21 protein-coding genes and 3 pseudogenes are annotated in these 23,163 nt (G+C 61.0%); 17 read left to right on the plus strand and 7 right to left on the minus strand.

The features are described 5' to 3' along the window. Positions 1-49: 49 nt before the first annotated feature. A complete protein-coding gene (locus tag M3461_00615) occupies positions 50-703 on the plus strand; it encodes a transposase (protein MDQ3772986.1) in 654 nt (217 codons plus the stop codon). Between the two features lie 518 nt (positions 704-1,221). Here M3461_00615 and M3461_00620 read toward each other — a convergent pair. Together M3461_00620 and M3461_00625 are read right to left on the minus strand one after the other, a co-directional pair. Then, positions 1,222-1,710, minus strand: coding sequence for a hypothetical protein (locus tag M3461_00620; protein ID MDQ3772987.1), 489 nt, complete (start codon positions 1,708-1,710; stop codon positions 1,222-1,224). 38 nt (positions 1,711-1,748) lie between these two features. After that, positions 1,749-1,929: pseudogene (locus M3461_00625) on the minus strand (phage integrase N-terminal SAM-like domain-containing protein). A 199-nt stretch (positions 1,930-2,128) separates the two neighbouring features. Here M3461_00625 and M3461_00630 point away from each other — a divergent pair. From M3461_00630 to M3461_00695, 14 genes and pseudogenes are all read left to right on the plus strand, one after another. Next, complete coding sequence (locus M3461_00630; protein MDQ3772988.1) at positions 2,129-3,151, plus strand: aminoglycoside phosphotransferase family protein; 1,023 nt, start codon at positions 2,129-2,131, stop codon at positions 3,149-3,151. Between the two features lie 116 nt (positions 3,152-3,267). After that, positions 3,268-4,692 carry an APC family permease gene (locus M3461_00635; protein MDQ3772989.1) on the plus strand — a complete coding sequence of 475 codons (1,425 nt, stop codon included), beginning with the start codon at positions 3,268-3,270 and terminating at the stop codon, positions 4,690-4,692. A 163-nt stretch (positions 4,693-4,855) separates the two neighbouring features. Continuing rightward, positions 4,856-5,854, plus strand: a complete 999-nt coding sequence (locus tag M3461_00640; protein ID MDQ3772990.1) for a molybdopterin-dependent oxidoreductase — start codon at positions 4,856-4,858, stop codon at positions 5,852-5,854. Positions 5,855-6,057: 203 nt separating this feature from the next. Further along, positions 6,058-6,955, plus strand: a pseudogene (locus tag M3461_00645) (alpha/beta hydrolase). A 286-nt stretch (positions 6,956-7,241) separates the two neighbouring features. Then, positions 7,242-7,712, plus strand: a complete 471-nt coding sequence (locus M3461_00650; GenBank protein ID MDQ3772991.1) for an SRPBCC domain-containing protein — start codon at positions 7,242-7,244, stop codon at positions 7,710-7,712. 226 nt (positions 7,713-7,938) lie between these two features. Further along, positions 7,939-8,229 carry a hypothetical protein gene (locus M3461_00655; protein ID MDQ3772992.1) on the plus strand — a complete coding sequence of 97 codons (291 nt, stop codon included), beginning with the start codon at positions 7,939-7,941 and terminating at the stop codon, positions 8,227-8,229. 416 nt (positions 8,230-8,645) lie between these two features. Then, the gene (locus M3461_00660; protein ID MDQ3772993.1) at positions 8,646-9,059 is read left to right on the plus strand and encodes a hypothetical protein; all 414 of its coding nucleotides are present in this window, start codon (positions 8,646-8,648) and stop codon (positions 9,057-9,059) included. Then, the gene (locus M3461_00665) at positions 8,984-10,240 is read left to right on the plus strand and encodes a protein kinase (protein ID MDQ3772994.1); all 1,257 of its coding nucleotides are present in this window, start codon (positions 8,984-8,986) and stop codon (positions 10,238-10,240) included. Before M3461_00660 ends, M3461_00665 begins: the two co-directional genes overlap by 76 nt. 19 nt (positions 10,241-10,259) lie before the next feature. Further along, positions 10,260-10,367 (plus strand): annotated as a pseudogene (locus M3461_00670) (transposase). A 179-nt stretch (positions 10,368-10,546) separates the two neighbouring features. Further along, a complete protein-coding gene (locus M3461_00675; GenBank protein ID MDQ3772995.1) occupies positions 10,547-12,061 on the plus strand; it encodes a VWA domain-containing protein in 1,515 nt (504 codons plus the stop codon). 190 nt (positions 12,062-12,251) lie between these two features. Next, positions 12,252-12,884 (plus strand): CatA-like O-acetyltransferase, encoded by a 633-nt coding sequence (locus tag M3461_00680; protein ID MDQ3772996.1) that lies wholly within the window; start codon positions 12,252-12,254, stop codon positions 12,882-12,884. A 130-nt stretch (positions 12,885-13,014) separates the two neighbouring features. Next, positions 13,015-13,206, plus strand: coding sequence for a hypothetical protein (locus tag M3461_00685; GenBank protein MDQ3772997.1), 192 nt, complete (start codon positions 13,015-13,017; stop codon positions 13,204-13,206). Beyond that, positions 13,143-14,012 carry an IS3 family transposase gene (locus M3461_00690; GenBank protein MDQ3772998.1) on the plus strand — a complete coding sequence of 290 codons (870 nt, stop codon included), beginning with the start codon at positions 13,143-13,145 and terminating at the stop codon, positions 14,010-14,012. Before M3461_00685 ends, M3461_00690 begins: the two co-directional genes overlap by 64 nt. A 127-nt stretch (positions 14,013-14,139) precedes the next feature. Continuing rightward, positions 14,140-14,379 carry a hypothetical protein gene (locus M3461_00695; protein MDQ3772999.1) on the plus strand — a complete coding sequence of 80 codons (240 nt, stop codon included), beginning with the start codon at positions 14,140-14,142 and terminating at the stop codon, positions 14,377-14,379. 208 nt (positions 14,380-14,587) lie between these two features. On the opposite strand, the gene M3461_00700 is transcribed toward M3461_00695, so the two are convergent. Further along, positions 14,588-14,854, minus strand: a complete 267-nt coding sequence (locus tag M3461_00700) for a hypothetical protein (protein ID MDQ3773000.1) — start codon at positions 14,852-14,854, stop codon at positions 14,588-14,590. Here M3461_00700 and M3461_00705 point away from each other — a divergent pair. Both M3461_00705 and M3461_00710 read left to right on the plus strand, forming a co-directional pair. Further along, positions 14,826-15,461 (plus strand): hypothetical protein, encoded by a 636-nt coding sequence (locus M3461_00705; GenBank protein MDQ3773001.1) that lies wholly within the window; start codon positions 14,826-14,828, stop codon positions 15,459-15,461. The two genes, M3461_00700 and M3461_00705, sit on opposite strands and share 29 nt — an antisense overlap. A gap of 241 nt (positions 15,462-15,702) precedes the next feature. Continuing rightward, positions 15,703-16,215 carry a DinB family protein gene (locus M3461_00710; protein ID MDQ3773002.1) on the plus strand — a complete coding sequence of 171 codons (513 nt, stop codon included), beginning with the start codon at positions 15,703-15,705 and terminating at the stop codon, positions 16,213-16,215. Between the two features lie 358 nt (positions 16,216-16,573). On the opposite strand, the gene M3461_00715 is transcribed toward M3461_00710, so the two are convergent. The 4 genes from M3461_00715 to M3461_00730 all read right to left on the minus strand — a co-directional run. Beyond that, complete coding sequence (locus M3461_00715) at positions 16,574-19,669, minus strand: efflux RND transporter permease subunit (GenBank protein ID MDQ3773003.1); 3,096 nt, start codon at positions 19,667-19,669, stop codon at positions 16,574-16,576. Next, positions 19,666-20,790 carry an efflux RND transporter periplasmic adaptor subunit gene (locus M3461_00720; GenBank protein ID MDQ3773004.1) on the minus strand — a complete coding sequence of 375 codons (1,125 nt, stop codon included), beginning with the start codon at positions 20,788-20,790 and terminating at the stop codon, positions 19,666-19,668. The genes M3461_00715 and M3461_00720 overlap by 4 nt, the downstream gene beginning before the upstream one ends. Next, positions 20,787-22,220, minus strand: coding sequence for a TolC family protein (locus M3461_00725; GenBank protein ID MDQ3773005.1), 1,434 nt, complete (start codon positions 22,218-22,220; stop codon positions 20,787-20,789). The genes M3461_00720 and M3461_00725 overlap by 4 nt, the downstream gene beginning before the upstream one ends. Before the next feature lie 55 nt (positions 22,221-22,275). After that, positions 22,276-23,163: ATP-binding protein (locus M3461_00730; GenBank protein ID MDQ3773006.1), on the minus strand; the 888-nt coding region annotated here is incomplete at its 5' end.

A 23,163-nucleotide genomic window follows, 5' to 3' on the forward strand; every position in this document is an offset into this window, starting at 1 on the left:
TATAATGTGTTTCCGCAAACAAACGCATACCAGAAGGAGACCGCTTCCCATGAAGTATAGCAAAGCCGAAGTCCACTGCAAGACCCATGGCCTGCCCGCACTGCGTTTTGAAGACAGCCAACTGACCTCGTTCTCGGGCCTCGTCCTCCTCCAAGCGCTGGTCGCTCATCTGGGGCTCAAAGAAAGGCTGCGCCGCTGCTTTGGCCATCTCACCGTCAGCCCGATCTTCGGACATACGACCCTGGTACTGTGTTTGGTGCTGCACCTCATGCTGGGATACCGGCGGTTGGGCGATTTGCGCTACTATTCGGATGACCCCTTGGTCATGCGGACGCTCGGCCTGCGCCGTCTGCCGGATGTCGCCACGCTGTCTCGGGGATTGGCGAGGGCGGACGCAGAGAGTGTGAAGCACCTGCAGGGACTCGTGCGGGAGGGAGTCGTGACACGGCTTGTGGCCCTTGGGCTCGCGCGCGTGACGCTCGACTTCGATGGCTCGGTGATCGGCACAGGCAAAGGGGCCGAGGGCACGGCAGTAGGGTTTAACCGCAAGAAGAAGGGGCCGCTGCGCAGCAGTCTTGACGAACAGTTGAATTCCCACAATACTACGCTTACGATGCCGTGTCACCTATGCATGTTGGAGCCTACGCAGCATTTCTCGCGCGAAGCAGCGCATCAGTGTCCCATTGACGAAACCGTAACGTGAGAGCGACCATCGGTTCTACCCGATGGCGAACGGCATCTTGGATCGATCAACCGAATCAATCGCCTCGCCGACCCCCAGGAGCACGAGGGCCGTCGGGCGGGTTGCGCGATAAGCTTGCCGGCTCACCCCTACCGCGCTGCGCTGGCCTAGCCCGGCCCTGCCACCGGTGGCGTCTTGCACCCGTCGCTCTATACTTACTGTGTGAGGGGGGCCTAGTCCGTCGTTCAACACCGTAGGAACATCGTATGGGCGCAGGATTCCAGATGCTGATGTCCGGGGATCCGCTGGGGATCATCCTCGGCTTGGGAAGCATCGCCGCGATCGGTCTTTTCATCTACCTCGCGCTGCGTGGCGATAAGCCGGACGAGAAGAAATGACAGGGGGCCGGGTACCCGCCCCCCGTGCTGTCGTATCTCGAGCGGTTATGACCCCGAACGCGATATTGCCCGATGACCGTCACGCTCGCGTGTGGTTCACCCTTTTCTGGACCGGGCCATGCCGGCGCGCAGGGCGGACGCTCAGAGGTTGCGCCGGCCGGACTCGTCGCCCGGGTCTCTCCCCGTCAGGTGCTCCCAGCCCTGGACCGTCCCGCCGAGGTAACAGAGACCGGCTAGGAGGGCGACGAGCGAATAGAGGACGACGCGCAGCGGCGGTGAGCCTGGTGTGCTCAGATACTGGGCCATCTGGCCGACGATGCTGAGCCCCCGGAAGGTGTAGAGGCCGCCGATCAAGAGCAGCACGCCGGCCAGCAAGGGCAGGCGCCGGATCACGCCCGCCCCCGACAGCCCATAGGCGGCGAAGACGACAAAGAGCCAGGCGAGCACCAGCGTCATGAGGGCCGGCTGCCACGATCCGCTCTCAGCCTGGCGCGCGAGGCCCGGCCCGCCGAAGAAACTGTACGCATCCGGCCCGATGAGCACGACCACGACGTGCAGGAGGGCGATCGCGAGGCTGACACAGGCGCCCAGGAACAGCCACCACTGGCCTCTCAGGATCGGAAAGAACATGATCAGGGACCCAGAAAAAACGACAACCGTTTCGCCGCCGCCAGGTGGGTCGGAAACGCCTCGACCTCCGCCGCCCCCATGTCGCTGGGGTGCCTCTTATTGTGATGCAACACGAACGCCGGATCCAACCCACGTACGCCTCTTCGGTCCGGATGCTATAGTGCTTCCGCCAGATCCGGTCTCGGACTGGTCCAGCAGACGGGGTTGTCCGTCACCCATACCGACCTCGCAAGGTGTACTTGCCTCTTGGCTTGAGGGAGTACTATAATTTACCCAAGTGCTTGACCCTTGGGGCAGGGTTCTCATAATAGCGACCCACTATACGGCCTTGTGAGGCAGAAGAAAAGCACCTTTTAGGGGTCTACTTCTAGTTGGGCGGCAAGCTCCCACCCTGTGCGAAGCGCAAGGTACGGCGAAAATGCTTGAAGCTCCCGATGTGCGGAATACACAGATTAACGCATGCATTGAAAGAGAGTATGGCTTATCCACGACTGACATTACCTTCCTGCCAATTGGCGCGGACGTAAACACAGCCGTGTATCGCATTGCAGTTGAAGGAGGGGATCAGTACTTTCTTAAACTCCGTCGAGGAAACTTCCCTACCGGAACCGTTACTATCCCCCACTGGCTTGCGACAACGGGTATGGAGCCACTGATCACGCCGATCCCAACACGATCAACAGGAACCCTGTGGGCGGAGCTCGATCCCTTTACAGCCATCCTTTATCCGTTTGTGACTGGCAGGCCGGGTTGGGAAGTCGATCTGTCACATCGGCAATGGAAAGAATTTGGGGAGGGGTTGAAAGCACTTCATACGTCAGTAGTGCCCCCAGAACTGACTCACATGAATCCCCGAGAGGGGTATTCCTCTATGTGGCGTGATCGGGTTACAGCATTTCTGGAACAAGCTGCCGGTAAAACCTACAGTGATCCTGTCGCCTCCGGGTTAGCCCTTCTGCTCAACGAAAAGAATACCACTATTCGCCATATCCTCACTCGGGCAGGGAAGCTAGCCCACATGCTTGTCCAACAGCCACCAATGAGCTGTCTATGTCACGGCGATATTCACGCAGGGAATATTCTGATCGATACTACGAACCCCCTGTATATCGTCGACTGGGACACACTGGTTCTTGCTCCCAAGGAGCGTGATCTGATGTTTGTCGGTGGTGGGGTTGGTGGAGTTTGGCGAAGAGATTATGAGGTGAAGTGGTTCTATGAGGGTTATGGTCAGGCCGAGATCAATCGGACCGCCCTAAGCTACTACCGGTTTGAGCGGATTGTGCAAGACATTGGGGAAACGTGTGAAGAGATTTTCGCCACGACGAGAAGTGGAGAGGATCATGCAGTTATGTTGGAACAGCTTGCTAAGCAGTTTGAACCCGCTAATGTCGTTGAGATTGCCTATGACACGGATCGTCAACTGCATGCGGCGAATTAACATTTGGCGCTCGTCACTCAAACACGCTCCACCCAACCGTCAAACCGCTACGCGCTTTGCCGACGGCTGAGGTCGCGAATGGACAACCATTCCGTGTGTGCGTGAAAGAAGACTTTATGGATAACGTTTCCACTGACGACAGAAATCAGCCCGGTACCGCAGCAGAACCCACCCTGCATCGGGTGATGGGCCCATGGCTGCTCCTACTGTTCATCGTCGGCGACATTCTCGGCACCGGGATCTACGCGCTCACTGGCCAGGTTGCCAAGCACGTCGGTGGGGTTGTATGGCTACCGTTTCTCGTGGCTTTCATCGTGGCTGTCATCACCGCCTTCAGCTATCTGGAGCTGGTGACGAAGTATCCAAGGGCCGCAGGCGCCGCCCTTTACACGCACAAGGCGTTTGGCATTCACTTCGTGACGTTCATCGTCGCCTTCGCCGTGATGTGTTCGGGCATCACCTCCGCATCCACGGCCTCGCGGGCGTTCGCCGCCAACCTGTCGAAGGTCTTCGAGCTCGGCCTCGCAGGCGGAATCGGAATTACCCTTGTGGGGCTGGCATTCATGGTCGTGGTTGCGGCGGTCAATTTCCGCGGCGTCGCCGAGAGCGTGAAGGCGAATGTCGTCCTGACCTGCGTCGAGCTGAGCGGTCTCTTGATCATCATTTTCATCGGTCTGTCGGCGATCGCGGCCGGCGAAGGCGACGTGTCGCGCGTTACCCAGTTCAAGACATCGGCCGATGGCGACGTGGTCTGGCCGGTGATCGCCGCGGCGGCGCTCGCCTTCTTCGCCATGGTCGGGTTCGAGGACTCGGTCAATATGGCCGAGGAATGCAAGGATCCGACCCGTCACTTCCCGAAGGTGCTTCTCGCCGGCCTGGTCATCACCGGGCTGATCTATGTGCTGGTGTCGATCTCTGCGATCACGCTCGTCTCGCCCGAGCAACTCGGCGAAGGCGAGACGCCGCTATTGAAAGTCGTGCAGGCGGGCGCTCCAAATTTCCCATTGGGGCTCTTCGGCTTCATCACGATGTTCGCCGTGGCTAACAGCGCGCTGATCAACATGCTGATGGCCAGCCGACTCGTTTACGGTATGAGTCGCGAGCGCGTCCTCCCGTCGGTACTCGGCAAGGTTCATTCGACGCGGCGCACGCCGTACGTGGCGATTGGATTCACCACGCTGCTGGCCTTCGCTCTGATCACGTTCGTCGGCGAGGTGCCGGCGCTCGGCGGCACGACTGCCCTGTTGCTGCTGTGCGTCTTTACCGTGGTGAACATCGCCGTGCTCGTTCTGCGACGTGATCGCGTCGACCATAAGCATTTCCGCACGCCGACGTTTCTGCCGATCCTGGGCGCGCTGTCTTGCGCCTTTCTTGCGGGCCCATGGACCGGCCGCAATCCCGTTGAGTACGAGATCGCCGGGGTCCTGATTGGCACCGGCATTGTGCTGTGGTTCGTGACCGTACTGGTCAATCGCGCCACAGGCCAAAAACCGGTGGAACCTGCCATGAAAACCATCGGCACTCCCGGACCGGTCAACTAAGCGGCTCCAGTTCCAGCCGCAACCGAGCTCTAGCGTTAGATGCTCGGGGACCCGGAAGAGACGAGATGCGCGTCGCCGTCCAGAACCGGAGGAGCACCGAGGCCGAACCGCTCGTTCGGAATGGAGTGATATAGAGCCATCGTCTGACAAGTAAGGAGGCGCTATGAATGCCGTGAGGCTCGATCCGCAAGGCCCTTTCAAGCGAGATCCGCTTGCACCGCACCAAATGCGAGACCGTATGACGAGCACGCAAGATGTCATTGTGCTGTGCCACCTCGGTGTTCCGCGCATCGAACGGGATCGATGGTCGCTAACGATCGACGGCATGGTCGAACGCCCGTGCAGGCTTCGGTACGACGACCTGGTGCGCTATCCAAAGACCGAGGTGACAAGTGTTCATCAATGCTGCGGCAGTCCGCTCGCACCGTTCGAGCCTACGCGACGCGTTTGCAACGTCAGGTGGGGTGGCGTCCGGCTTGTCGACGTGCTGGCTGATTGTCGGCCAAGCGCGGCCGCTCAGTACCTTTGGTCTTACGGCGCGGATTCCGGTGAATTCAGCGGCGTTGTCGTCGATGCCTACGTGAAGGATCTTCCGATTGCGCGTGTTGAGGCCGATGTCTTGATCGGCTATGAGATGAACGGCAGCGCACTGCCGGCTGAACACGGTTTCCCGGCCCGCCTCGTTGTGCCGGGTTTTTATGGAACCAACAGCGTCAAATGGCTCACCCGGATGACGCTCGTCGAAAGCCGGGCGCCGGGGCCATTCACTACTCGTTGGTACAACGACCCGGTGCTGGACGGCACCGGCGGGGAAACCGGCGAAACCACGCCGGTTTGGTCGATCGCGCCAGAGTCGCTCATCGTCTCACCAATGCCCCACGAGACGATCGAGCTGTCGGCCGAGCGGGAAATATGGGGCTGGGCCTGGGGGGATGGCGGCGTTCGCAACGTCTATGTCCGCACCGACGACGCGGCAATATGGCGACGCGCCGAGCTCGAGCCGTTTCGCGGACGCGAGTGGCAGCGCTTTTCGATGCGCTGGATGCCTGGGCAGCGCGGTGCGGTAGTGCTGGCTTCATTGGCCGAGGCAATGGGTGGGTTGCTTCAGCCGATATCGGGGCGTCGCAACGCGATCCATGACGTGCCGGTGAATGTCATTTGACGCATGACGCATATACGGGCTGCATGACGACACTTGAGCGAGGGACAGTGACAGCGCCTAACAACGGCATGCGGTGGACGGTGCTCCGCGCTGCCGCTGATGCCCACGTTCGGCACCCGTGCGATCACGGACGGGCTGATGGACGCTCTCTCAATCGCGCACGCATCTTGCTAAAGCTCACGGGTGTCTGAAGGAGAAGGATTATGAGCGTCAGCGAGACTTCGCCAAGGGGCGCACGCTCCCCGGATCTGACAGTCAAACACCGACATGTTGCAATCGACGGAGCTCAGATTTTCTACCGCGAGGCCGGTGCGGCCGACGCTTCAGCCATCCTGTTGCCGCACGGCTATCCGTCATCCTCCTTCCAATTCCGCAACTTCATGCCCGCGCTGGCCGACCACTGGCGGCTCATCGCGCCGGACTACCCGGGCTTCGGCTACAGCGACACGGGGGCTTCGCTTATACCTTCGACGGCTATGCCGACCTCATGGATCGTTTCGCAATGGCCTTGAGGCTCAAGCGGTATGCTCTCTACCTCCACGACTATGGCTCTCAGATCGGCTTGCGCCTGGCGATCAAGGCGCCCGAGCGGGTGGCGGCCCTGATCATTCAAAACGGCGACATCTATGAAGACCAGCTTGGGCCTAAGTACGAGACGCTGAGGGCCTACTGGGCCAACCCGACCTCCGAGGGACGCCAGAAGCTAGTGGACGCCGTCAGCGAAGAGGGATTCCGCGACGAGTTCGTGGGCGAGATTGACCAACGCCTTGTCCAGCGAATCCCGCCTGACCTCTGGAAGCTACCCTGGCCGCTGATGACGCCGCAGCGGTGCGAGATCATGGTCGGTCTGATGGAGGGCCTGCGCAGAACCTCGCATGGTTCCCAAAATATCAGGCCTACCTGCGCGAGCATCTGCCGCCGACGCTGATCGTCTGGGGGCCTCAGGACGGCTACATGCCCGAAGGCTCGGCGCGCGCCTATCTGCGGGACCTGCCGAACGCTGAACTTCACCTGCTCGACGGAGGACACTGGGCGCTGGAGACCAATCTCGCGGAGATCGTGGTGCTGGTGCGGGACTTTCTCGGACGCGTGCACGCCTGAAGGCACCGAAGGGGAGCCACCGCGCTGTCGGACTGCCGAGTGATCCATCGTCCCAGAGAAGGAGCTTGTCATGAACGCCTCGACCCTCAAGCAGCCCACCATTTAACGCTCACGAGAGTTACGCCAAAACCGGGGCTGCATCTCTGCCCATGGCCTGAGCGCCGTCCCTTCCCGTTACACGCTGTCGTGCGGGAAAGGCCCTTTCCCTGCCAAGCGGCATCCTTGACAATCCCAAGCCTCTGGGGCTATGGCTAGCTCGTCTCGCTGCACGTGCTAAGGCTCGGGAGTGAGCTCGACCCGCATCAGTCGTCGCGTGAATGCGCCCCGCGCGATCGTTTATCGCGCGCTTCTCGATGCCCGCGCGGTCGCGACATGGAAGGCGCCGACCGGCATGACCAGCCACGTGCATGCGTTCGATGCCCGCGAAGGTGGCTCATTCCGGATCTCGCTCACGTACGAGGATCCGACCGGGACCGGCAAGACAACCGCGCACACCGACACGTACCACGGCCGCTTCGTGAAGCTCGTGACGAATGAGCAGGTTGTCGAAGTGGTCGAGTTCGAGACGACAGATCCCGCGCTGTGCGGCGAGATGATGATCACGATCACGCTCGCCGATGCAGACGGCGGCACCGATGTCCTCGCCGTGCACGACGGACTACCGCGCGGCGCGCCGCCCGCCGACAACGAGGCCGGCTGGCGGGAGGCACTCGCGAAACTCGCGGCGCTCGTCGAGGCGCTCGGAGGTTCTGCGTAAGCGCCTTGAGAAGTTTGCGCTGGCGCTAGAGCCGAGCAAGACCAAGCTCATTGAGTTTGGACGGTTTGCCGAGCGGGATGCTCGCGCGCGGGGACAACGCCCAGCGACGCTATATTTCCTGGGCTTCACCCATTATTGCACGCGCAATCGCAAGGGTAACTTCAAGGTAGGACGGAAGACGGAGAAGTCTCGACTTCGCCGCAGTCTTGCCTGCCTTCAGGAGCTCATGCGAGAGATCCGGCATGAGCCGGTCAAAGACCAAGTCACCACCCTCAACCAAGTGCTGCGGGGCTATTATGCCTACACGGTGTCGCAGGTAACCCTTCCCTCTTTACACAAGGTCTACCGCGCTGTCGAGCGTTACTGGCATAAGATGCTCTGCAGTCGGAGTTGGAAGAGCTATATGCCGTGGGAGGGCTTCGTGCAAGTGAAGACCTGTTTTCCGTTACTGCGCCCCAGACTCTTTCTGCCCTATGCACGGCTTAAGAGTTACGCGGTGCTGTCAACCAACGCCTGAAGAGCGTAGTGCGGCAAATCCGCACGCTACGTTCTGTGGGAGCCGGGGGCGGGTGACCGCCTCCGGCGAGCCGGTGGGCATCTGGTAACAGATGCTCCTACCGTAAGAGGCTTCAAAAAGCATGAAAGCAGAAACAGCAAGGGCGTCGTAGCCCGCATCGACAGTGAAGGTGGCAGATAGACCATGGGCCCCCATCGACGCCGTCAGAGAACCGCCACGCCCAGGTCCCGCGAGTCGGCGACGTGGATGGCTGCACCCAGCCAGAGCACCGGAGTCCCGTCGGTGCACCACTGCGCTTATGCACGCGCCGACGTTCCGGTCGCGGGACATGGTCTTTGCCGAAAGCTTGAGTCGGCGCCCAGGTTCCCGCAGAATCCATCGACACGCGGCGGAAGCAGCCGCAAGAGGTATAGGACGTGACGGAACCCATCCACCGCAATTCGCTCAGGCCGGGCCACAGGCTGCACTGGCACCGCATCGAGAAGGTCCTGGGCCAGGGTGGCTTCGGCATCACCTATCTCGCCCACGACTTCAACCTCAACCAAGAGGTCGCCATCAAGGAATACCTGCCCATGGCGCTGGCCGTGCGCACGCAGGATTTCGTTGTGCATCCGGCCTCCGACACCCACGGCGAGCGGTTCAAATGGGGGCTCGATCGCTTCATCGCTGAGGCGCAGACCCTGGCCCGCTTCAAGCACCCGAACATCGTGCGGGTGCTGGCCGTGTTCGAAGCCACCGTACTGGCTACATGGTCATGGAGTACGAACACGGTGACACCCTGCACGCGATCCTCACCCGCCGCCAGACGCTGGAAGAGGAAGAGCTCTTGAACATCGTGCTCCCCATCCTCGGCGGGCTGGAGAAGGTCCACGAGCGCGGCTTCATCCACCGCGACATCAAGCCCGCGAACATCTTCATCCGCGACGACGGCTCGCCGGTCCTGATCGACTTCGGCTCCGCCCGCCAGGCCCTCGGCGCCGAGTTGACGACGCTGGTCTCGCCCGGCTACGCGCCTTTCGAGCAGTACTTCAGCAAGGGCGAGCAACAGGGGCCGTGGACCGATATCTACGGCCTCGGCGCCACGCTCTACCGCGCGGTGACCGGCCGGCCGCCACAGGACGCGGTGGATCGCAGCCGCGCCATCCTCGAGGCCGCGCTCGACATCTTGGGCAACGTCGGAGAGATCGGACAGGGCCGTTACTCGGCGCGTTTCCTCAAGGCCATCGATCACGCGCTGCAGTTCCGCCCGAAGGACCGGCCGCAGACTGTCGCCGAGTGGCGCCGCGAATTCGGCGCCCTGCCGGACGCCCGGCCGACTGTCAAACCCCGGGACAGCGCCATGATGGCCGCCACGATCGCGGCCGACGAGCCGCGCAGCGCACCGATGCCCCCGGCGGCGCCCTCGGTGGCGCGGCGCGCGGTCCCGGAGGTGCGAGCCGCGGACAGCGGCATGGACCCGAAGGACATCGGCGACGGGCCCCGCAGTGAATCGAACCCCCCGGCGCCGCCCTCATTGGGGTGGCGCACAGCACCGCATGTCCAAGGTGCGGACAGTGGTCTGGCCGCGAAGGGAGTGGCCGACGAGCGCCGTAGCGAACCGGTCCCACCATCCTCCGCGCCCTCCGTGGCCCGGCGCAAGGGGCTCGCGCTCGCCCTGGTCGCCGCCGCCGTCGTCGCTACCGCCGCCTTCTGGGCGTACCTCGACCCTACCGCGCCGCCGGGCGGGGTGGTGGCGCCGGAAGCGGACGTGAAGGTGCCAGCGCAACCGGTTTCGGAACTTTTCAAGGAGGTGTATAAATTTGCCTCAGGGCTTCCTCCTGGTGGAATGCTCATGTCACGAGAAGCAGCTCAGAAATTCGCAGAAGCATGGGTGTTACAATATAAAGACAAAGATTTTGACAAATTCAAGGAAGCCTATACCTATGCCTCGGGGCCACCTCCTGGTGGAATGCTCATGTCACGAGAAAAAGCTCTGGAGTTTGCTCTTAAAACTGTAAACTGTCCTTTGTGAAAGCTATGCCCATGGGAACAAAGTGAAGGTGATGCGCTTACCCGCCGAGGAATTCATCCGTCGGTTTCTGCTCCATGTGCTCCCCAAGGGCTTCATGCGGATCCGACACTATGGCCTCCTCACCAATCGCCATCGGACCGAGCCGGCGGCATACAATCCCCAAGGCTCATAGCCCTCGATCCAGCGGTTCAGTTCAACAGATCTTATCCGCCATGCTGCCGCACAGCGGATAAGATACCTATTCGTTCGGCGTCCTGCCACATCAGCGCTGTAAAAACATACTGCATTTAGAAGGAGGAGCGCACTATGCATCTGAAATCCACATGCATCTCACTGCTGCTGATGCTCACCGCCATCTGCTCCTCTGGCCAGGATCAGCCGGTGTCTCGTCGCGTCACCGGGAAGGAAGTCGCCACCGGTGCGCATGTCATCATCAATGAAGTCAATACCACTCAATATCCCCAGGTGCGTCTTTTCGTCACCGTGCTCAAGGAGGGCACGCCGCTCAAGGGACTCGGCGCTTCCGATTTCCGCGTGCGCGAGGATGAAGTGGACCAGGAGCCGCTCACTGTCGAGCCGAAGCTGCCGCCGCTGTCGATTGTGATCACGCTCGATACCAGCGGCTCAATGGCCAAGCGCATGAAGGAGGCGCAAGCTGCCGCAATGAGTTTTCTGGACATGCTCGGCAGCAACGACAGCGCCCAAGTTGTGGCCTTCGCACGTAAGGTAAAGCGGCTAACCACCATGTCCACCAATCGCCAAGCCGCGCGTGAGGCGATTGGGAAAACCGTCACCCGCGGTGACACCGCGCTCTACGATGCGCTGTATGACTCGATCCAGCTGGTGAAGGACCGCACTGGCCGCAAGGCGATTGTGCTGCTGAGCGATGGCGTCGATGATGACGGAACCGGCAGGCCCTTGAGCAAACACACGGTGAAGGACGTCATCGGTTTTGCGCGCGAAGTTAACGTGCCGATTTACGTTCTGGGTCTCGGCACCGAAATCGACGAGGCTGGGTTGACAGAGACCACCAAAGCAACCGGCGCACTCTACTTCAAGGCGCCGCAAGCCAGCGACCTGCGAGCGCTCTACGAGCAAATCGGTGCACAGCTCGCCGGGCAGTATGCGATTTCCTACACATCCAACCTGCCGGCAGACGGCACGGAGCACCGGGTGACATTGACCGCGCAGGGCGTCACCAGCACGAAAGTCTACAGGGCACCGGAACAAACTGAGAAAGTCGAACAGCGGAAAATAAGGCCGAGCGGTGGGAAGGCTGTATGCTACGACGAAGCCGCTTTCCAGTCCGTGGTCGCGAGTCTCCAGAAAATCAAAGACAGGTATGGCAGAAACCTGATAAACATTGGTGAGCGTAATCAGCACCGACAGAAGCTCGTGAACGACTTCAATCACCTCGTGGCACAGGGTGCCAGCACGGAGCCGTGCATTCTGCAGCAGCTGGGGCCCGTGAGTGCGTTCTATAAAGACGACCTCATCGACATCGGCCAACGGAATGCGAGCCGTGAGATTCTAGTCACGAAGCTGCAGAACGTGTGTCTGCCAAAGGCGACTGACGTTCCCCCTATAGCAGATTGTCTCAATCTTCTGAAAGTCGCCTATGATCAGGACCTCATCGACATCGGCCAACGGAATGCGAGCCGCCAGATGCTATGGAAAGCCCTGCACGATCTTCTCTTGGCAAGAGCCCAAAGCGAAAAAGAGATAGACCAGGCGTTAGATGTTGTCAAGCAGCTATATGAGAAAGAACTGATTGACATCGCACAGCGTAATGAAACCAGGGAGGCGCTAAGCAAGAAGTGATTTAACACAGATCGATTTTTTGGAAAAACCGGGGTCGGACTTGAATGAACCCTGTGTCCTGCTGGCCGAGTGCACGCCTAACCAAGGCATGGAGAGCCGACGCCCTACAGCGTCCGCTGCGCTCCCCTTCCGCGCGCGGCTCATGCCTAGCGTTAGGCGCCTGCATTCAAACGGGAGGTTATGTCTAAGCATGGGGAGATATATCGAGTTGGATAGATGGAAGCGTCGTGTACACTATGCATTCTTTAAGAACTTCCACAATCCATTCTTCAGTATCTGCACAGACGTGGATGTGTCCACGCTCTACCGTCTGAGCAAAACCCCCGGGGGCCCATCCTTCTCTCTGGCATCCTTGTTCCTTTCCTTGCATGCAGCTAATGAGGTTAAGGAGTTTCGGTTGCGCCTTCGAGAACAGGGTGTGTGGTTGCATGATGAGGTTCACGCAGGATCAACCGTGTTGCTTAAGAATGAAACCTTTGCGTTTGCCTACTTCCAGCTATCGAAGGATTTCATAGAGTTCCAGGCACGAGGCCAAGAGGAGATCCGTCATCGAATGGCATTGCCGACGCTGGCAGGATGGGCGGGGGAAGATAATCTTATTCACTACTCCGTCCTGCCGTGGATCCGGTTTACGAGCTTCACCAATGCACTGCGATTGGGCGAGGACTCGATCCCAAAGATCGTCTTCGGCAAGTACTACTCGGAGGCCGGTGTCTGTCGGATGCCCATTTCCGTGGAGGTTCATCACGCACTGGTGGACGGGATCCATGTAGCTCGCTTCCTGGAACGATTCCAGGAGAAGCTCAACAGTCCTCAGCTCTAAATAATGAAAGGTGTCAGGCTTACAGTGTTGCATCTTTGCCTAACACATGCCCTGAGAGGGGCTGTGAAGCTCGGACATTCACCCCTTTATGTTGTCACGCTGGCGTAAGGAGGTACGGGAGGGGAAGATTGTGGCCAAGACGAAGAAGCTGGACATTGATACCAAGACCGCAACGGAGCTTAACCGGCTACGGCAAGTTGAGCACGCGTATGCGCTGTTGAAAGAGGAGCATACTCTCTTAAAAAAAACCATCCGGTTTTGTTCCGAACGAAAACAGAGGTCTTCGAGTTCATTGACCGACACCGAGGGGAGCACCGAATGAGAGTAATGTGTCGGCTCTATGGGGTAACGCGGGCGGGGTATTATGCCTGGAAGGGGCGCGGTGAGAGTGCGCGCGCCAAGGCCGATGGGCGGCTGTGGGTGCACATCGAGCGGATATATCAGGCGAGCGGTGGGACCTATGGCAGTCCGCGGATTCATGCCGCGCTGAAGGCGCAAGGCAGTGGGGTCGGGAAGAAACGTGTCGAGCGGAGCATGCGGAAACACGGCCTGAGGGCACGTTCGGCAAAACTCTATCATGCCAATCCGGGTAGCCATGCGTTCTTCGCTAGCATTCCCAACCGCCAACTCGGTGTCATTGCCGATCGTGCGGACCGGGTGTGGGTAGGCGATATTACCTATCTCAAGGTCGGAGGGCAGTGGCGGTATCTGGCGATTGTCATCGACAAGTATTCCCGTCGGGTCGTCGGTTGGAGTCTGGGCCGACACAAAGATGTGGCTCTGACGCTCGCATCGCTCAATCGAGCGGTATTCCATCGACGCCCTGGTCCTGGGGTGATCTTCCACACCGACCGAGGGATCGAGTATGCTGGCTATGCGTTCCGAGACCGACTGACACAGCTCGGTTTCGTACAGAGCATGAACCGCCCGGGGAAGTTGACCGACAACGCGCATATGGAGTCATTTTTTCACTCCATGAAGTCCGATGTCGTTCACGGGGTGGTTTTTGAGCAGGAGAAGGAGCTACAGAAGATGATGCGTAGTTACATCCCGTTTTACAATCAGAAGCGGCTTCACTCATCATTAGGGTACCTATCACCCGTCCAGTATGAGACGATAGCCGTTTGAGGAACAACAGTGTCTACAAAATCGGGGGAAGATCCGAGCTCCTGGCGTCGCGCCCGGTGAGCTTCCACGTTAGCCGGACGCGACCAAGAACACGATGTCTGCCGGGAACAACCGACCAGGAGAACCGATGGATCTGCAAGAAAAACACGATTCACTCCTTACTAAAACGGAAAAGCTTGATGGGCTCTTGAAGCTCTCCGCGCAGCTGTATGGCCAATATCATGATCGTTGCACACTTGAATGGCGGGTACACGTCGCGTTGTGGGCGCTCCTCGCAGGCGCTGGATACGCGATGTTGTCGCAGGGCAGGAGTTTCGGCTGCGCAACAAGGCGCTCCACGCGGACGCGCCAAAAAGCGGCGCGCTGATTAGCTTTGGTTGGGCAGCAGGAGTGCGTGATGGCCATGCTAGGGTTAGAGAAGCCATGAGCTTCGCTATCGGGATCTGCGGTGCGACGGGCGTCACCGGGGAGGTGACGCTGCGCGTACTTGAGGAGCGCTCGTTCCCTGTTTGAGAGCTCCGTTTGTTCGCATCTCAGCGCTCGGCTGGGCAGTGCATTCGATGGAAGGGCCGGGACTACGCGGTCGAATCGCTGGAGGACGGGCACTTCGAGGGCTTAGACCTCGTGATCAGCGCAACCTCCGCATCAATCGCACGTGAATGGGCGCCTCGCATGGTCAAGGCCGGCGCGGTCGTCAGCGTTCCGGTCTTGACCCAATGGTTCCACTGGTAGTGCCCGAGATCAACAAGAAGCGACATCGAGTCGCACGCGGGGATCATTGCAGGGCCCAATTGCACGACCGCCGTTGCCATCATGGCGATTGCGCCCTTGGAGCGATCCATAGGCATCGACTCGGTCATCAGCTCCTCGTATCAATCGACGTCGGGTGGAGGCCGCGACGCGATCGCGGAGTTCCTGGATCTCTCACGTAGGGCTATCGATCAGCCCGAGGCACTCCGCGGGCATGAGCCGCTGAAGCTCTCGAGACCACAGCAGTTCCCACAGAATCCCGCCTTCAACGTCTTTCCGCAGTGCGAAGCGTTCCGCGAGGGGAACGAGATCTCGACAGAGGAAGAGAAGATGGAAGCCGAGATGCGGAAGATCCTTCACGCTCCGGCGCCCCTCGTGCACGCAACCGCAGTGCGGGTGCCGGTCCTTGTAGGGCACTCGGTCTCACTCGCACTCAGCCTTCGGCGCGAGACCACCCCAGCAGAGGCGCGTAGGCTGTTGTCCTCCTTTCCGGGCGTTCGAGTGCTGGACGAGCCGTGGACTGGGGAGTACCCCACGCCGGTCCGCGCGGCCGGGATCGATGACGTTCTCGTCGGGCGCGTGAGGTCCGTTCCTGCTCTCAAGAACGGACTGTCGTTGTTCGCATCCGGAGACAACTTGCGGAAGGGGAACGCGCTCAACGCAGTGCAGGTCGCGGAGTGTGTGCTCGGTCTCGGCTAGACAGGCTCGAACAAATGGCATGCCCAGCCCTCGCCCGGCGCGAGCCAGTAGCACCGCCAGCTGCTGCCCAACAAGGCAATAGAGCTGACCGGCCGCGGTCGGCGGTGCACCACCGCATCGAGCCGCCGGCCGCATATCTTGGTTGACACGCCGGCAGCCGAGGGGCGAGGCTGGTTGGAACACGGGCGGCGGCAGCCATCGCCGACACGTTGGGCGGCAGAATACAGGTGAACGATAGATCATGAATGCGATCAACTACCCTCGCGCGATGGCCAGCTATAACCGCTGGATGAATAAACGAATATACGATGCCTGCTCCACGCTCTCTGACGAGGAGCGAAAGCGTAACGTAGGCGCCTTTTTCAAGTCCATCCATGGGACGCTCAATCACCTCCTACTTGCTGACCGGATCTGGATGGGTCGCTTTACTGGCCGACCGTGTGGGTTCAAGTCCCTCGATCAGGAGCTTTACTCAGACTTCGCACAACTTCGAGCGGAGCGGGAGAAAGACGATAATGGCATCATCGCTTGGGCTGAATCCTTAACAGAGAAGGATTTGAGCCGCGAACTCTTCTACACGAGCGTGGTTGATCCTCAACTGAGAAAATATCCGTTCTGGTTTGCCATGACGCACTTCTTCAACCATCAAACTCATCACCGAGGGCAGGTAACGACTCTTCTCAGCCAGAGGAGTATCGATGCCGGCGTCACGGATTTGATATGGCTTCCAGAATTACAAGCGACGCATCAGTGAATCCCTGCCTGAGATTCGTGCTGCTGCCCAACTCACGCCCAGAGGAGGACTGTCACGCGTTCTAAGGGCTCTCGGCGATCGATATCTGAGTAGTGGCGAGCAATTGTAGGGTGCGCTGTGCGCACGCGGAATGAGGGGTTATTCTGGCTCGATGTCACGGTATCATCGAGCACCATTCCCGGTGCAACGTATTTCTTCACCCTCAACAACTATCGCCGACAGGCACTCCTGACCGCACAGAGCCTCACCATTCGTGCGCATGGGTCTCTATCCGGGTGGACTGGGCCGGTGCCCCTCAGGTGCCCACCCGAAAGCGGCGAGGCGACTTCGGCGAATGATCCGCGTGCGCACGGCGCACCTACCTGAGCTGTTTCTCGGCCCACGTACCGGAGGCGCGCATGCGCAGCCGTTGGACGAACCGTTCGAGGCTTACGTAAAATGTCGGCGTTATGTAGAGTGTCAGAAACTGCGAGAACAAAAGCCCGCCCGCGACCGCGATGCCGAGGGGCTGGCGTGCTTCGCCGCCTGCGCCATAGCCGAGTGCGATGGGCAGGGTCGCGAGGATCGCCGCCATCGTGGTCATCATGATCGGTCGGAAGCGAACCAGGCAGGCTTCGACGATGGCCTGCTCTGCCGGCAGATTGTTTTCACGCTGGAGGGTGAGTGAGAAATCCACCATCATGATCCCATTCTTCTTGACCAGGCCCACGAGGAGAATGATCCCCACGAAGCTGAACATATTGAGCTCCTGATCGAAGAGCAAAAGCATGACCAGTGCCCCAAACCCGGCCAAGGGCAGCGCCGTGAGGATGGTGAGTGGATGGCCGAGATGTTCGTACAGGATCGCGAGGATCATGTACACCACCAGGACGGTGATACCCAGGAGGATCGGCAGATCGCGTGTCGATTCCTCGAAACTCTTGGCGCTGCCGCTCAGGACGCTGCTGATGCCGGGCGGGAGCGCCTCCCGCATTACCCCCTGAATGGCCGAAAGCCCCGCCCCGATGGATTGCTCCGGCGCCAGGTTGAACGACAGCGTGACGGAGGGAAGTTGTCCGAAATGCTCGATCGAGATCGGCCCGACCCCCGTCTTGATCGCCGCGATGCTGGCGAGCGGCACTAGGCGGCCGTTTCGGCTCTGCACGTAGAGGGCGTCGAGCGCATTGACGTCGCGCTGGAAGGCCGGATCGAGCTGAATAAAAACGGGATACTGGTCATTGGCGCCATAAATCGTGCTGATCTCGCTCCCTCCAAAGGCGGAGCCGAGCACAGTTTCGATTTCCTCTGGGCTGACGCCGAGGGAAGCCGCGCGATCGCGCAGTATGTGCACCTGGATCTCGGGGTTGGCGAGCTCCAGGCTGCTGCTCGCGTCTTCGATCATCGGCAATGCCTCGATTCGAGCCTCGATCGCTTGGGCAGCCGGGTAGAGGGACGTCAGATCGGAGCCCCGCAGCACCACCTGAAACTCCCCTGCGCCCGCGATCGAGCCCATGCGGATCGCCGGCGGATTTTGCAGCACGAGCTCCATGCCCTCGACGGCGCCCGCGGCTCGACGCAACTCCTGAATGACTTCGTCGGCACTCTGTTCCCGATCGGCCGCAGGTTTCAACCGGACGATGATGCGCCCGACGTTGCCCCCTCTCACCCCTCCGAATCCTTGTCCCGCGGTGGACATCAGCGATTCGACGTTGCGATTGGCGCGCACCACGTCGGTGAGCGCCAATTGCCTCTCGACCAGCTCCGGAAAAGGAGTTCCCTCGGGCGCGCGGGTAGTGCCGGTAATGGTCCCGGTGTCCTGACTCGGGATGAAGCCCTTCGGGACCGCGGTGTAGAGCCAGCCGGTCGCAACTAGAATCGCTGCCGATGCCATGAGCATCGGGCCGCGATGACCCATGGCGGCTTGGAGGCTCTTGCCGTAAAACGCCCTCGAATGCTCAAACAGCGCATCAAAGGCGCGGTAAACAGAACCGTGTCCCCTGGTGGACTTGAGGAACAAGCCACATAGCATGGGGGTGAGGGTCAGCGAAACGAGCCCGGAGATCAGAACGGCCACGCCTACGGTGACCGCGAACTCGGCGAACAGGCGACCGAGGATCCCGGGCATGAACAGGATCGGGATAAATACGGCAGCCAGCGATATCGTCATGGACAAGACGGTGAAACCGATCTCGCGCGTGCCATCGAGGGCCGCGGTCAAACGGCCCTTGCCCATTTGCATGTGCCGGCTGATGTTTTCCAGCACCACGATGGCGTCATCCACGACGAAACCCACCGCCAAGGTCAACGCCATCAGCGACAGGTTGTTCAGGCTGTAGCCCAGGAGATGCATCACGGCGAAGCTCCCGAGCACCGACGCGGGAAGGATCAGAACCGTGATGAGGGTCGATGACAGATTGCTCAGGAACATCAGCACCACGCCGGACACGAGGACGATCGCGAGCACCAGGGTGAAATTGACGTCGTGGATCGACTCGCGGATAAACTCCGAACGATCGAGCAGCACGCGTAATTCAACTCCCGCCGGGAGCTCCGCGCGTACCTCGGGCAACAGCTCCCGGATCCCGTTCACGGTCTCCACCGTGTTGGCACCGGGCTGCCGCTGTACCGCGAGAAGGATCGAACGCTCGCCGTTGAACCAGCTCAAGGCCTTATCGTTCTCCACGCTGTCCTCGGCGCGGCCGATGTCCTTGAGGCGGACCGGAATACCGTTCTGGAAGGCCACGATCACGTCTCGGAAATCCGCGGCTGTGGTGAGATCGGCGTCGGCCGTTACTGCATAGGCACGCTCGGCGCCGTCCATGATCCCGGCGGGGCGGTTACTGTTGGCTTCCTGGACGGCCTCGACTACTTGATCGAACCCGAGGTTACGTTGGGCCAAGGCATTGGGATTGACGTACAAGCGTACCGCGTATTTTTGGGCCCCGTAGATCACCACCTGAGCGACCCCCGGAAGCATCGACAATCGCTGGGTCAGACGGGTGTCGGCGAACTCGTTCAGCTCCGGGAGTGGCAGGGTCTCCGCGGTCAAGGCGAGGATCAGGACCGGGCTGTCCGCGGGGTTGGTCTTGCGCAACTGAGGTGGATCGATCCCGTCGGGAAGCCGGCGCATGGCGCTCGCGATCGCGCCCTGCACGTCCTGGGCGGCCGAGTCGATATCGCGCTCGAGCCGGAATTGCAAAGCGATACGGGTCGAGCTCGAGCCGCTTACCGAGCTCATGGAATCGATACCGGAAATCGTGGAAAACTCCCGCTCCAGGGGCGTTGCTACCACTCGCGCCATGGTTTCGGGATCCGCTCCAGGGAGGTTTGCGGAGACCTGAAGGGTGGGGAAATCGACGCTGGGCAACTCATTGACCGGCAGCGTGTCGAAGGCGAATAAGCCAAACAGGCATAAGCCTGCGGTCAATACCGCCGTCGCTACCGGACGTTCGATGAAGATCCTGGACACGTTCATGAGTGTGGCTCCCCGATCGGTTTGACCGCTTTGCCGGGGGTAAGGTTAACGGGAAGCTCGGTGATCACCAGTTCGCCGCCTTTCAATCCCTCCCCGATGACGGCCAGGTCTTCGACCTGCCGCAAGACCTGGACCGGTCGCAGCCTCGCCCTTGCATCGTCCACGACATAGACATAAGGGCCCTTCTGTCCCGGCCGGACCGCGCTTGCAGGCACGACCACGGCGGCGGGCTCGATTTTCAGGATCAGTTGCGCAAGGATGAACTCTCCCGGCCACAATGCCTGGTCCCGGTTCGGGACCCGTGCTTTCAAGAGCACGGTACCGGTCTCTGGGTTCACCGTGTTATCGATGAAGACGACCTTGCCCTCGGCCACACCGACACGGCCCTGTTCACGGTAGATCGCAACGCGCATGTCACCCGATCCGGCCTGGCGCCGAACCTCTTCGAGATAGCGCTGTGGGATACTGAAGGCGACCTGCACCGGATCGATGCCCATGATCACGACCAGCGGCGTCGCCCCGGCGATATTGACCAGGTTCCCTTCCTTGACCGCAAGGCTACCCGTTCGGCCGGCGATCGGGGCGCGGATCTCGCTGTAGCCGAGTTGCACCCGGGCCATCTCCACCTGGGCGCTATTGGCCTTCACGGTGGCAGCGAGGGCGTCCATAGAGGCGAGCGCTTGCTCGTACTCCTGGCGTGTGATGTATTCACGTTCTGCGAGCGGTTTTAGACGTTCGCGCTGCGCCCGTGCTTCCAGCAACTGCGCCTCATCGCGGGCCAGGGTGGCCTGTGCCTGATCGAGGGTAGCCCGCGCGGCTCGGTCATCGATACGAAACAACAGTTGACCTCTTCTTACATCCTCGCCTTCGCGAAACAATACCTCCTCGAGCACCCCGTTCATCTGGGGGCGCACCTCGACCCTGTGCTCCGGCTCGACGGTCCCTACCGCCTCGGCGACGACCGGCATCGGCTGGACCTTCGCGGCGACCGTCTTGACCGCGATTTCTTCCTCGCGGGCGGCCTTCTCGCCTACGGCGCCGACCGTCCTATCGTTGCCCAGCCGGAGATAAAGGCCGATAGCGACGACCAGCAGCACCCCTGTCAGCAATATTCTCTTCATGACGACGGTAGCAAGGCGCCGCGCGCGTGCGTCAGACGCGCGAGGGCGGAGTACCAGTCGAACTGGGATTGTATCCACTGAACTTGCGCGTTTGCCTCGTCCGCCTGGGCGGTGAGCAGATCGAGCAGGCTCCCGACCCCCGACCGATAACGCGCCAGTGCCACCTCGCTCGACTGGTTGGCACTTCTCAATACGCCGGAGCTGGTATCGATTCCGGTCATGGCGGTGTTCAGATCGTAGTAGGCCTGCCAGACCTCCAGCGAGCTCTGGCGATGCAGTCCATCTCGCGCCGCTTCGGCTTGCTCCGTTTCAGCCTCCGCGAGGCGCACACTATAGGTATCGCGAAAGCCGGTGAAGAGCGGGATCCGCAGGTTGACGGCGATGCTGTAGCTGTTCGAGGCTATCCGCTCCTCGTCGAAAAACGCGGTGCGGCCGCCATTGACGGCGAGCTCGAGCGTCGGTAGTCCCGCCGCCTTTGCTGCCTGCACCCCAGCGCGAGCGGCACGCACTTGGGCCTCGGCCGCCACGAGATCGGGCCTCATCGATTTGGCCTGATCGAGGATGAGATCCAGCGATTCGGCGACTCTTGCAAGCGGCGGTTGAACGGGCCAGGGCAGCAGGCTCACCCGCGTACCGATCGGCATCCCCACCGCTACCGCGAGCTGGCCCCGTGCCTTGGAAAGCTCCCCTTCGGCGCGCTGCACGGTCAGGCGCGCTTGACCCACGGCCGTCTCGGCGCGATAGACATCACCAATGGTGGCCAAACCCGCTTGGCGCCGAATATTTGCCGCACTCAGGCTGGCTTGCGCGCTCTTCAATGCTTCCTGGTTGGCCGACACGAGCCGCTCCACGCCCAGCACCTGGTAGTAGGTCTGCTCGACCAGCAGCACCACATCCTGCAACACGCGATTCTGTTGGAGATTGGACGCCAGCAGCCGGTAGCGAGCGGCCTCCACCTCTCCTTCGCGGGCGCCGAAGTCGAAGAGGACATAGGCCAGGCTCACCGAAGGGCCGTAGCGTGTCTGCTCGGGAACGGACGCGCCGGCGCTGGAGAGCGACCTGCTATGTGTGAGGTTGGCGAGCCCGTCGAGTTGCGGCCAGTACAGCGAGCGCGCGATCCCGAGCTCCGCGGCTTGAGCGCGTGCCACGGCCCACGCCTCTCGGGTCTCCGGTTTATTCATGAGGGCGAGGTCGGTGATCTGGGCGAGGGAGAGAGGGCCTGAGATCTCCGCGGCACTGCCATGCCTGGGCTCAGGTACCTTCGGAAGCGGCTCGCGGGCCTGCCAGGGGACCTCGGGTGCCGGTGAGGTCTTGGTCTCGGTATCGAACGGATCGGCCACACGCAGGCGGTCAAAGAAACCTCCCGCCATTGCCGGCCCCATGACCCCCAACATGACATACGGCACGGCAAGCCGGAGGAGCGAGAGCAATCGCGGCCGCCTCAAGCTGCGTACGCTCCGGCTCGTCATTGATTCTTACCGGTGCTCAAGAAGATTGGCTCAAACCACGCGGGAGGGTGAGGAGCGCTTCGAGCCCGCCGCCATCGGAGTTGTTCAAGGCGAGCTCTCCTCCGTGCAGATGGGCGATGTTGCGGGCGATGGCGAGGCCCAGACCGGTTCCTCCGCTTTCCCGGCTGCGCGATGACTCGAGGCGATAGAAGGGCTCGAACACCCGCTCGAGCTCGGCTATCGGTATCCCCGGTCCGGCATCGAGGACGCGGATCTGAAGCCGCCTGCCGTCGTCGTTCACCATCACCTCGGCGCGCTGGCCGTACTTGACCGCGTTGTCCACCAGGTTGCCGATGCAGCGCTTCAAGGCCAGGGGTTTGCCGCTGTAAGGCTCCACGGCGTGGCCTCCGACTGCCACGGATTGCCCCATCTCTTCCGCATCCGCCTGGATGCTTTCAATGAGTGCCATGATGTCCACCGGTTGGAAAACCTCCCGGCCGCTCATGCCGCGAGCGAAATCCAGGGTCGCGTTGACCATGGTTTCCATCAGTTCCAGGTCGGCCGCGAACTTGGCCTTCAGCCCCGCGTCTTTCAGCATCTCGGCGCGCAGCCGCAGGCGGGTGACCGGGGTCTTGAGATCGTGAGACATCGCCGAGAAGATCCGCACGCGGTCCTGCAGCAGGCGCACAAGCTGCGATTGCATGTTGTTGAAGGCCGAAGCCACGTGGCGCACCTCCGAAGGCCCGTTCTCCTTCAGGGGCGGGCGGTTGATATCGCGTCCCAGATCTTCAGCGGCTTGCGCAAGGATAGACAGCGGGCGCGTCACCCAGCGCACCGCCACCAACGCCGCGATGACGATCGCCCCCGCCAGTGCCGGCCAGGTCCAGAACAGGCGATCGGGCGAGCTGGTCCAACTACGACGATA

The organism is Pseudomonadota bacterium, assembly GCA_030860485.1.
Lineage (GTDB): Bacteria > Pseudomonadota > Gammaproteobacteria > JACCXJ01 > JACCXJ01 > JACCXJ01.

What these genes read in the sequence shown, in the direction of transcription:
- M3461_00720 (MDQ3773004.1), bottom strand. Translation starts at nt 20,790, where the DNA reads ATGAAGAGAATATTGCTGACAGGGGTGCTGCTGGTCGTCGCTATCGGC.
- M3461_00675 (MDQ3772995.1), top strand. Translation starts at nt 10,547, where the DNA reads ATGCATCTGAAATCCACATGCATCTCACTGCTGCTGATGCTCACCGCC.
- M3461_00640 (MDQ3772990.1), top strand. Translation starts at nt 4,856, where the DNA reads ATGAATGCCGTGAGGCTCGATCCGCAAGGCCCTTTCAAGCGAGATCCG.
- M3461_00655 (MDQ3772992.1), top strand. Translation starts at nt 7,939, where the DNA reads ATGCGAGAGATCCGGCATGAGCCGGTCAAAGACCAAGTCACCACCCTC.
- M3461_00715 (MDQ3773003.1), bottom strand. Translation starts at nt 19,669, where the DNA reads ATGAACGTGTCCAGGATCTTCATCGAACGTCCGGTAGCGACGGCGGTA.
- M3461_00695 (MDQ3772999.1), top strand. Translation starts at nt 14,140, where the DNA reads ATGGATCTGCAAGAAAAACACGATTCACTCCTTACTAAAACGGAAAAG.
- M3461_00665 (MDQ3772994.1), top strand. Translation starts at nt 8,984, where the DNA reads ATGGAGTACGAACACGGTGACACCCTGCACGCGATCCTCACCCGCCGC.
- M3461_00620 (MDQ3772987.1), bottom strand. Translation starts at nt 1,710, where the DNA reads ATGTTCTTTCCGATCCTGAGAGGCCAGTGGTGGCTGTTCCTGGGCGCC.
- M3461_00680 (MDQ3772996.1), top strand. Translation starts at nt 12,252, where the DNA reads ATGGGGAGATATATCGAGTTGGATAGATGGAAGCGTCGTGTACACTAT.
- M3461_00630 (MDQ3772988.1), top strand. Translation starts at nt 2,129, where the DNA reads ATGCTTGAAGCTCCCGATGTGCGGAATACACAGATTAACGCATGCATT.
- M3461_00700 (MDQ3773000.1), bottom strand. Translation starts at nt 14,854, where the DNA reads ATGGATCGCTCCAAGGGCGCAATCGCCATGATGGCAACGGCGGTCGTG.
- M3461_00635 (MDQ3772989.1), top strand. Translation starts at nt 3,268, where the DNA reads ATGGATAACGTTTCCACTGACGACAGAAATCAGCCCGGTACCGCAGCA.
- M3461_00615 (MDQ3772986.1), top strand. Translation starts at nt 50, where the DNA reads ATGAAGTATAGCAAAGCCGAAGTCCACTGCAAGACCCATGGCCTGCCC.
- M3461_00705 (MDQ3773001.1), top strand. Translation starts at nt 14,826, where the DNA reads ATGGCGATTGCGCCCTTGGAGCGATCCATAGGCATCGACTCGGTCATC.
- M3461_00710 (MDQ3773002.1), top strand. Translation starts at nt 15,703, where the DNA reads ATGAATGCGATCAACTACCCTCGCGCGATGGCCAGCTATAACCGCTGG.